Consider the following 9222-nt stretch of genomic DNA (forward strand, 5'->3'; position numbering starts at 1 on the left):
CCCACTCCCCCCCCCCCCCCCCCCCCCCCCCCCCCCCCCTCCTCCCCTCCCCCCCCCCCCCCCCCCCCCCCCCCCCCCCCCCCCCCCCCCCCCCCCCCCCCCACGGCATTACGAGACTGTGACCAACACGGCGACGCCTCCGCGAGTACCAACTTGCCGCATGACCAGGGCAGATGATGTTCTCGGCAGGGGAGCCGCACGAGGTGCCGTGCGGCCCGCGCGCGACCAGGTAAGGACAGAACATGCCACTGGCCAACGACGGTGTGCCGCTCGGCCACCGCATCGAGCCGAGCAGTGAAGAGATGGCCGTCTACAGATGGGCGGCACAGCACGAGCAGATCGATCTCCAGCACGGTGCAAGGGAGTTGGGACTGACGCCCGAGGCGGTCGCCACGGCCCTGCACTCGCTCACCAGGATGGGACTACTCCGGTCGGATGCGGATGATCCCGACCGGCTGCGCACGGTCGATCCCGATCTGGTGGCGTCGATGAGGACCGCGTCCCTGGAGAGCTCGATCCACCAGCAGCAGGCGCGGCTGCAGCAGATCCGCGAGCGGTTCGGCAGCCTGCGGAGCCACTACCTGGAGGGGCTGCGCCGAACGTCCGAGATCGAGGTGATCCCCCGCAAGGAGGAGGTCCGGGTGGCGCTGACGCGCGCCTCGGCGGACTGCAGGGAGGAGATGCTGGCCAGTCAGCCGGGAGGCAACCGGGTCCCGGAGGTGCTCGAAGAGGCTCTCACCCGGGACCGGGCGATGTTGTCGCGCGGGGTGCGGATGCGCACGCTCTACCACCACACCGCCCGTTTCAACGGACCCAGCCAGGCGTACGTCGCCGCGCTGTCGACGCTGGGCGCCGAATACCGCACCGCTCACGAACTGTTCGGCCGGCTCATCGTCTACGACCGGCAGGTCGCGTTCATCCCGGAGCACTCCGCGACCTGGGGCGCCGTCGTCATCCGCGAGCCGTCGATCATCGAGTACCTGTGCTCGATCTTCGAGCAGACGTGGACCCAGGCGCAGCCCTTCTCCGAGGCGGCCGCGGACGGCCTGGAGGCGGTCGCCAAGGACATCGACCGGACCATCATGCGACTGCTGGCGGCGGGCGTGAAGGACGAGACGATAGCCCGCCGGCTCGGCATGTCACTGAGGACCGCCAGGAAGCACATCGCCGACATCATGGCCGTGCTCGGAGCCCAGAGCCGCTTCCAGGCCGGGGTGCTCGCCGCCTCCCGTGGCCTGCTCGCTCCGGACCACCTCCAGGAGACGTCCGACATCAGCACCTGACCGGCACCTCCTCGGCGGAGCTCTCCGCCCGGTACCGGGATCCCGTTGCTACCGTACCGGGCGCGGGGCCCGGAAGGATGGTGCGCGGGAGACCGAACAGCCCGACCCGTGAGCGGTCGTCATGCCCGCTCCCGCGTCGGGTGAGGCACTGGTCGCGTCCGCTCTCCTTTTCCGGTGCGGGAAGCGGAACGTCGGTCTGGGTTCCCCGGGCTCACGACTGACGCGTCCGCTTCCCGCACCGGAGGAAGAAGGCGGAGAGCGGAGGGGGAGTCGGACATGGAGTCAGCCGGCCACGGCATCGAGACGTTCCTGCGGGACATCGCCCTGTGCCTGTCGGTGTCCCGGGGCACCAGCCCCGCGCTGGTGTGGCCCCGGGGCGGCGAGGCGGTGCTGGGCAGGCTCGCTCCCCCCGGACCGAGGACCACCTGCTCGCCGACCGCGGCCGACGTTCTCGCCGCCCGCTTGCAACGCGACGCGAACACCACCGAGTTGACCTCGGGGTTGGGCGCCTGGCTGGGGGCCGGGGTGGACGCCGCCTTCCGGTCGGTGCCACCGGGCAGGAGCGGCGGCTCGCTCCCGGGGGAGGCCGACCTCCTGTTACTCCCCGTCCGTGGCGGCTGCCACGCGCACGTCGAGCCGCCACGGGATCACCCCGTCCCACCGTCCGCCGGCCGACCGCTCGGTCTCCGGCTGAGAGTCGGCTCCGCGTTCTACGCGCCGGCGGGCTTCACGACCACGCTGAGCGAGGCGCACGCGCCCTGCGTGCTGTTGGTCCTGTCGGTCCGCGGGGCAGCGCAGCCCTGACGAGGGCTCATCGATCCACGGCTGCTGACGTCCACTCACGGTCCGGCGCGTGACGACCACTCCCCCACCCGGCGTTCCACGTCCACAACATCGGCTCAACGAACCAGATCAACCGGGCATTTGACGGAGTATCTGGGGTTCGTGGTGCTTTTGTCCCCTCCTCGCCTTGATGTGGTGCAGCTTGGTGAGTGGGACCTCGTGTGGCCCACGGGGCCCGTGTTGGTCATGCTGTTGGTCAGGAGGCAGTCCCGGACCGGGACTGCCGGAGCAGATCCACGTTCTCCGAGGAGTTCGCCACATGAACCGCCCGCGCATCGCCGCCACCGCACTCGCCCTGACCGCCGCCGCCTTCGCCGTCGCCGTCTCCGCGATCGCGGCGCCCGCCCCCACGACGTCGCGGGCGCTGCCGCCCACCGACACCGGTTGGGGCGGCCACAGCTCCGTCGTCCAGCACGCCACGGTCGACGCCGGTCAGGCCCCGCACCTCGTCGTCCCGGACGGCACCGGTGACAGTGGCTGGGGAGGCCGCTGATCAGCGGGTGCCCCGGCACTCGCCGTGACAGCCCTGGACGAGTCGGGAAGACACGCTGGTACCACCGGGTCCTCGCGGGAGGGACGGCACACCGTGGACAGTGAGACCATCGCCTGCGGCGATTCACTCAGCGACCGCGAACGGCAAGTCCTCGGCCTGCTCGCCGAGGGGTACACCTACCAGTCCATCGCGCGGCGCATGCAGATCAGCCCCCACACCGTGGACACCTACCTGCGCCGCATCCGTGGGAAGACGGGGGTCAGGAACCGCGCCCATCTCCTGCGCCTGGCGATCGCCCTCGACGACAGCACCAGGCTCCTCGGCGCCGAGTGGACGACCCGACGAGTGGAGACCGACCTCGTCGGGTCGTCCAGGTAGCGGACCCCGCCGTTCTCGCCGGGAACACCACCCGCTCGACCGGCTGCGCTTGGAGGGACCCGTCCCGAGCGAGGAGCGGAGCTCCTCCAGGAACGGAACCACGCGCATGCGTTCACCGACGTGGTGGCGGGTCACCACGTCCACGTCCACGCCCGTGTCCGGCGCGACAGCGCGCCGGTACGGGCGGCCGACACCTCGCATCCGCCGTACGCGGCGCGAGCAGACGGTGCGCGGACCCTTTCCGGCGCTTCGCTCATTCGTAGCCCCGTCCAAGCAGAACCACCCCAATCGGAGAGTTTTCCATGCCCGTTGCGGTCCCTTCGTTCGGCGTGATTTCCGGCGCCCAGGTGCGGGAAGTCCTGGCCGGACAGGAGAAGAAGATCGCCGAGTTGGTCGAGTCCACCTACCGGTCGCACGGCTCCGGTGACACGGTCAATCCGCCCTCGTACTTCCTGCGGTTCCCCGACCGCCCGACATCCCGGATCATCGCCCTGCCGGCCTCCCTCGGCGGGGAGTCCGCCGTGGACGGGCTGAAGTGGATCTCCAGCTTTCCGGAGAACGTGAAGGAGGGGATCCCGCGGGCCTCGGCGGTGCTCATCCTCAACGACCACGAGACCGGATATCCCATGGCCTGCCTGGAGAGTTCGGTCATCAGCGCGGTCCGGACCGCGGCTTCGGCGGCACTCGCCGCGGACTGGCTGAGCCGTGACCGGGGCCGCCCCACCCGGGTGGGCTTCGTGGGCAGCGGCTTGATCGCCCGCTACATCCACACCCACCTGGTCGGCACCGGCTGGTCGTTCGAGGAAGTCGGGGTGCACGACCTCTCCGCCGAGCACTCCGAGGGTTTCCGCGGCTATCTCGAGGGATCCGCCGGCGGCGGCCGGATCACCGTCCACCGCAGTGCGGAGGAACTGATCCGGTCCTCGGACCTGGTGGTGTTCGCGACCGTCGCCGCGGTGCCGCACGTCACGGAGACGGACTGGTTCGCGCACAATCCCCTGGTGCTGCACGTGTCCCTGCGCGATCTGGCCCCGGAGATCGTGCTGGGCTCCACGAACATCCTGGACGACGTCGAGCACTGCCTGAAGGCGGACACCTCGCCACACCTCGCCGAACAGCGGGTGGGCCACCGTGAGTTCGTGACGGGAACGCTGTACGACGTGATGTGCGGCACCGTGGAGATCCCCACGGACCGCCCGGTCATCTTCTCCCCGTTCGGCCTCGGTGTGCTGGACCTCGCGGTCGGCAAGCACGTCCACGACGAGGTCCGGCGCGCCGGCCGGCTGACCGTCATCGACGATTTCCACTCGGAGCTGCGCCGCTACGGATAGCCGCCGTTCGAACCCGCCCTGCCGTTTCGAATGGAGGTTTTCCGTGCCGATCGTCTCTCGCCCCGAGGACTTCAACGTCGATGATCTCTACGTGGATCTGGGCACCGTCCTCGCGGTTCCGCTGTACCTGAAGTGCGAGGGCTTCAACTTCGCCGGGTCCATCAAACTGAAGGCCGCGACCGCGATCGTGGACGCGGCCGAGCGCGACGGCCTGCTGTCGCCCGACTCCATCCTCGTGGAGTCCTCCTCGGGCAATCTCGGCGTGGCACTCAGCATGATCGCGGCCAGCCGCGGCTACCGGTTCCTGTGCGTGACCGACACCCGGTGCAACCTGACGACCCGGCAGTTGATGGAAGCGTTCGGCGGCCAGGTGCACACCGTCGTGGAACCCAGCGCCGACGGCGGTTTCCTCGGTGCGCGGCTGGCCCACGTGAGGGAGTTGTGCGCCGCCGACAGTCGCTACGTCTGGCTGAACCAGTACGCCAACCCCAGCAACTGGATGGCGCACTACCGGCAGACCGCGCCGGCCGTGGCAGAGCGGTTCCCGGACCTGGACGTGCTCTTCGTGGGAGCCGGAACCACCGGCACGCTGATGGGCTGCGCCCGCTACTTCCGCGAGACGCGACCGGAGGTCACCGTCGTCGCCGTTGACTCGGTCGGCTCGGTCTCCTTCGGCGGACAGCCGGGACCGCGGTTGATCCCGGGGCTGGGCGCGGGGGTTCGGCCGCTGATGCTGGACGAGTCCCTGGTGGACGATGTCGTGCTCGTTCCCGAGCCGGAGACCCTGCGCACCTGCCACCGGCTGGCCGGCCACGGCTACCTGTTCGGCGGTTCCACCGGGACCGTGGTCAGCGGTGCGACGCGCTGGCTTGCCGAGCACCGGCCGGGCGCCGGGACCACCGCGGTCGCCGTCTCCCCGGACCTCGGCGAGCGCTACCTCGATTCGGTGTACCAGCCCGGTTGGGTGCGGGAGAGCTACGGCCCGGCCGCGCTGGAGGAGCCGACGCGGGCCGACCGCCTCGCCGTGTCCGGCGTGCCCGGCTGACCGCCGGAGGTCCCCTGCACGCGCCGGCCCCGTGCCGTACGGGTTCCACGTCCCACCTACCAGAAAGCCGAGAATCCGGGATGTCTGATGCGATCTCGACGCCGCCGTGGCCGCGGCGCGGGCTCCACGAGCTGGTCGCCGAACAGGCGAACCGCACCCCCGACCGGGTGGCGGTGCGCTGCGGTGCCCGGTCGCTGAGCTATCGGGAACTGGTCGAGGCCGGCGGCCGGGCGGCGGCCCGGCTCGCGGAGCGCGGCGTCGGCCCGGGGCAGGTGGTCGCCGTGATGGTCGACCGGTCCGTGGAGCTGCCGGTCGCGCTGCTGGCCGTGCTCGGTTCGGGAGCCGCGTTCGTCCCCGTCGACCCCGCCTACCCACGCGAGCGGCAGGAGCACATGCTGCACGACTCGGGTGCCGCGACCACGCTCACCGTGGCCCGGCTCGCCGATCGAGCCGGCACCGCCGATGTGCTGACGCTGGACCAGCCGGAACCGCCGGCCCGGAGCGCGGTCGCCGGCCCGCCCCGGGACGGTCGGCCGACGCCCGCCGCGACGACCGACGGCCTCGCCTACATCATGTACACCTCGGGCTCCACCGGGCGCCCCAAAGGTGTGGCCGTGGACCACCGCTGCCTGGTCAAGGGCGTCCTCGCGATGGGCGCGGTGGTGCGGCCCGAGCCGGGGGACGTCTGGCTCTCGGTGACCTCCGCCTCCTTCGACCCCGTCCTCGTCGAGTTGTTCCTGCCGCTGGTCCACGGCTCCACCGTGGAGGTCGCCACCGAGCAGCAGGTGCTCGACGGCGAGGCGCTGCGCGACCTGCTGGCCGGCAGCGGCGCGACGGTCCTCCAGGCCACCCCGCTGACCTGGCGGCTGCTCCTCGACGCCGGGTGGACCGGTGGCCTCCGGGTGGCGTTGTGCGGCGGAGAGACGCTCGCGCCCTCGCTGGCAGCGGAGTTGGTCGCGCGGTGCGGCTCGGTGTGGAACATCTACGGCCCCACCGAAACCACGGTCTGGTCCACCGCTCACCACGTCACCCCGGCCGACCGGCACGCCGTCCCGGTCGGCCGCCCCTTGCCGGACACCACGGTCCGCGTCCTGGACGAGCGGATGCGCGCGGTCGCGGTGGGCGAACGCGGTGAGGTGTGGATCGGGGGCGGCGGTGTGACGCGCGGCTACCACGGCAGGCCCGAGCTCACCGACGAGTCCTTCGTCGCCGACCCCTTCGGGTCGGCCGGGGACCGGCTGTACCGCACCGGCGACCTCGGGCGGATGCGCGCCGACGGCGCGCTCGAACTGCTGGGACGGGCCGACCACCAGGTGAAGATCCGGGGCCACCGGGTGGAACTCGGCGAGATCGAGAACTGGTTGCAGGAACACCCTTCCGTGGCGGGCGCCGTGGTGGTGCCCCGGCTGGACGGTACGGAGCAAGGTCTCGTCGGGTACGTGCGCCCGGACCGGGACCACCCCTTCGACGAGCCGCGGCTGCGTGCCCACGCGGCGGTCCGGCTGCCGCGCCACATGGTGCCCGGTGTCTTCGTCCGGGTCGACGTCTGGCCGCGCACGCCCAGCGGCAAGATCGACCGACGCGCACTGCCCGCCCCGGGGACGGCCGTGTCCGGCGCCGTGCACGGTCCGTCCGGGGCGGTCGACTGGGAGGACGCGACCATGGGGGCGCTGGCCGACGTCTGGCAGCACGTCCTGGGCGTGCCACCGTCCGGCCCGGAGGCGAACTTCTTCGCGCTGGGCGGTCATTCGCTCCAGGTCATGCGGATGGTCAAGGGCATCCGGGCGCGCTTCGGGGTCAGGGTGAACGCGGCCCGGATGATGCAGTCACCCACCCTCGCCGAACAGGCCGCACTGGTGAGAGCCGCCGTCGCGGCCGAGGCGGCACCGGCCGCGAGCCGGTAGCGGCCGGTCGTCCCAGCACCCACCACCGCCCGCACCGCGACGGGCACCACCCCGCGCGAAAGCACGGGCGGCCGGCACACGCTGCCGCTCGCCCCCTGAGAGGTGATCGACCATGGAAACGGACCAGGCGCTCTCCACGCTGCCCGCGATCCAGCGCCCGATGTGGCTCGCCTGCGCGATGGCCCCGGACCTGCCGGTGTACAACGAGGCCGAGTCGTTCCGCCTGGAGGGGCCGCTGGACCGCGCGGCCCTGGTCGGAGCGCTGGACGAGCTGTACCGGCGTCATCCGGCGCTGCGCTCGGCCGTGCTGGAGCGCGACGGCCTGCCCTACGGGACGACCCTGCCCACCGGCCCGTTCCCCCTCGAGGAGCTGGACCTGCGCGGCCGCCCGCAGGCGCGCCGGCTCGGCGAACGGGCCGCGCAGGACGCGGTACGCCGCACCTTCGACCTGGGCACCGGGCCGCTGGCCCGGGCGTGCCTGATCCGCTGCGCCGACGAGGAGTGGCTGCTCGTCCTGGTCCTGCACCACCTGGTGTCCGACGGCGACAGCTTCCGGGTGCTGCTCGACGAGTTGGGCGCCCTGTACGCGGGCACCGCACCGCCCGTCGCGCAGGGCGATCCGGTGCGGGCCCAGCGCTCCCTGGAGGTTCCCCCCGACGGCCCGGTGGCGCTCTCCGACCTGGCGTACTGGCGCGACCAGCTGGCCGATCTGCCGGAGCGGCTGACGATCCCGACCGACCGTCCGCTGTCCGGCTATCCCGACCAGCTCGGAGAGCGGCACCAACTGCCGCTGGACGACGGCTGGTTCGAGCGGGTCCGGGCCACCGCCGCAGCCCTGCGCAGCTCGCCGTTCGCCGTGGTGACCGCGGCGGTGTCCGCCGTGCTGGCCAAGCTCGCCCGGACCGAGGACATCGTGATCGGCAGCACGGTCAACATGCGCTCCGAGGCCGAGGCGGAGGACCTGGTCGGCTACTTCATGAAGACGGTCCCGTTGCGGTTGCGGGTCGAGGAGGCCGGCCCGGCGGCCGAGCTGGTGCGGCAGGCCCAGGTGACGGTGCTCGACGCGATGACCCACTCCTCGGTCGAGTTCGACCAGATCGTGTCGGCGCTGGGACGGCCCGGCGCCGGGCACTCGCAGCTCTTCCAGGTGGCCCTGGAACTGCACTACGATCCGGGCGAGTTGCGCCTGTCCGGCGTCAGCGTGAGCCGCCTGCCGCTGCACCCGGGGACGGCCAAGTCGGACTTCACGTTCCACCTCAACACCGCCCCCGACGTGCCGAGCTTCCTGGAGTACCGCACCGAGCTGTACGACCGGGAGACCGTCCGTGGCCTGGCCGACGCCGTCGTCGTGCTGCTGGCGGGTCTGTGTGCCGAACCGGACCGTGCCGTGGGTGAGTTGCCACTCGACGACGGGCGGCAGGCGGCGCTGCTGCGACCGTGGGAGACCGGACCCGCCCTGGCGGGGGGAAGCGCCGTCACCCTGCCCGAGGCGGTACGCGAGCGCGCCGCGCGGCACCCCGACCGGCCGGCCGTGGTGCACGGTGAGGACGTCCTGAGCTACCACCACCTGGTCCGCCAGGCGGATCTGGTCGGTGCGGCCCTCGCGGCCGCCGGGGTGATGCCCGGGGACGTCGTCGGCGTGGCCATGCGCAGGTCCGCCGCCCAGATCGGCGCGCTCTTCGGCACCTGGTCGGCCGGTGCGGTCTGCGCCGTGCTCGACCCGGACCTGCCGGAGGACCGGCTGCGCCGGATGATGGGCACGGTCGGCATCCGCACGGTACTGGTCGACGCGGACACCGACGGCCTGCCCGCCTTCGCCGACGTGGCCCGGGTCCCGGGGGGGGGGGGGGGGGGGGGGGGGGCCAGGGGCGGGGACGAGGGGAGCGACTCGATGGTGGGGGGGGCGCCCGAGGGTCCCGCCTCCCTTTTTTTTCTCTCTGGCGCC

At 72.3% G+C, this 9222-nt stretch carries 8 protein-coding genes; all 8 read left to right on the forward strand.

Annotated elements, in window-relative coordinates; all coding sequences use genetic code 11:
• Positions 1-242 precede the first annotated feature (242 nt).
• The gene (locus tag ACZ38L_RS33805) at positions 243-1283 is read left to right on the forward strand and encodes a response regulator transcription factor (protein ID WP_465700741.1); all 1041 of its coding nucleotides are present in this window, start codon (positions 243-245) and stop codon (positions 1281-1283) included.
• A gap of 276 nt (positions 1284-1559) precedes the next feature.
• Positions 1560-2087 carry a hypothetical protein gene (locus ACZ38L_RS33810; RefSeq protein ID WP_465700744.1) on the forward strand — a complete coding sequence of 176 codons (528 nt, stop codon included), beginning with the start codon at positions 1560-1562 and terminating at the stop codon, positions 2085-2087.
• A gap of 298 nt (positions 2088-2385) precedes the next feature.
• Positions 2386-2619: a hypothetical protein gene (locus tag ACZ38L_RS33815; protein ID WP_465700748.1), complete on the forward strand. Its 234-nt coding sequence runs from the start codon at positions 2386-2388 to the stop codon at positions 2617-2619.
• Between the two features lie 93 nt (positions 2620-2712).
• Positions 2713-2997 (forward strand): helix-turn-helix domain-containing protein, encoded by a 285-nt coding sequence (locus ACZ38L_RS33820; RefSeq protein ID WP_465700750.1) that lies wholly within the window; start codon positions 2713-2715, stop codon positions 2995-2997.
• A gap of 302 nt (positions 2998-3299) precedes the next feature.
• The gene (sbnB, locus tag ACZ38L_RS33825; RefSeq protein ID WP_465700752.1) at positions 3300-4328 is read left to right on the forward strand and encodes a 2,3-diaminopropionate biosynthesis protein SbnB; all 1029 of its coding nucleotides are present in this window, start codon (positions 3300-3302) and stop codon (positions 4326-4328) included.
• Positions 4329-4371: 43 nt separating this feature from the next.
• The gene (gene sbnA, locus ACZ38L_RS33830; protein ID WP_465700756.1) at positions 4372-5373 is read left to right on the forward strand and encodes a 2,3-diaminopropionate biosynthesis protein SbnA; all 1002 of its coding nucleotides are present in this window, start codon (positions 4372-4374) and stop codon (positions 5371-5373) included.
• 80 nt (positions 5374-5453) lie between these two features.
• A complete protein-coding gene (locus ACZ38L_RS33835; protein WP_465700759.1) occupies positions 5454-7277 on the forward strand; it encodes a non-ribosomal peptide synthetase in 1824 nt (607 codons plus the stop codon).
• 112 nt (positions 7278-7389) lie between these two features.
• The coding region (locus tag ACZ38L_RS33840) for a condensation domain-containing protein (RefSeq protein ID WP_465700763.1) at positions 7390-9222 on the forward strand (1833 nt) is incomplete at its 3' end.

This window comes from Kitasatospora sp. NPDC024654 (assembly GCF_055559155.1).

What these genes read in the sequence shown, in the direction of transcription:
- ACZ38L_RS33805 (WP_465700741.1), top strand. Translation starts at nt 243, where the DNA reads ATGCCACTGGCCAACGACGGTGTGCCGCTCGGCCACCGCATCGAGCCG.
- ACZ38L_RS33810 (WP_465700744.1), top strand. Translation starts at nt 1,560, where the DNA reads ATGGAGTCAGCCGGCCACGGCATCGAGACGTTCCTGCGGGACATCGCC.
- ACZ38L_RS33815 (WP_465700748.1), top strand. Translation starts at nt 2,386, where the DNA reads ATGAACCGCCCGCGCATCGCCGCCACCGCACTCGCCCTGACCGCCGCC.
- sbnB (WP_465700752.1), top strand. Translation starts at nt 3,300, where the DNA reads ATGCCCGTTGCGGTCCCTTCGTTCGGCGTGATTTCCGGCGCCCAGGTG.
- ACZ38L_RS33835 (WP_465700759.1), top strand. Translation starts at nt 5,454, where the DNA reads ATGTCTGATGCGATCTCGACGCCGCCGTGGCCGCGGCGCGGGCTCCAC.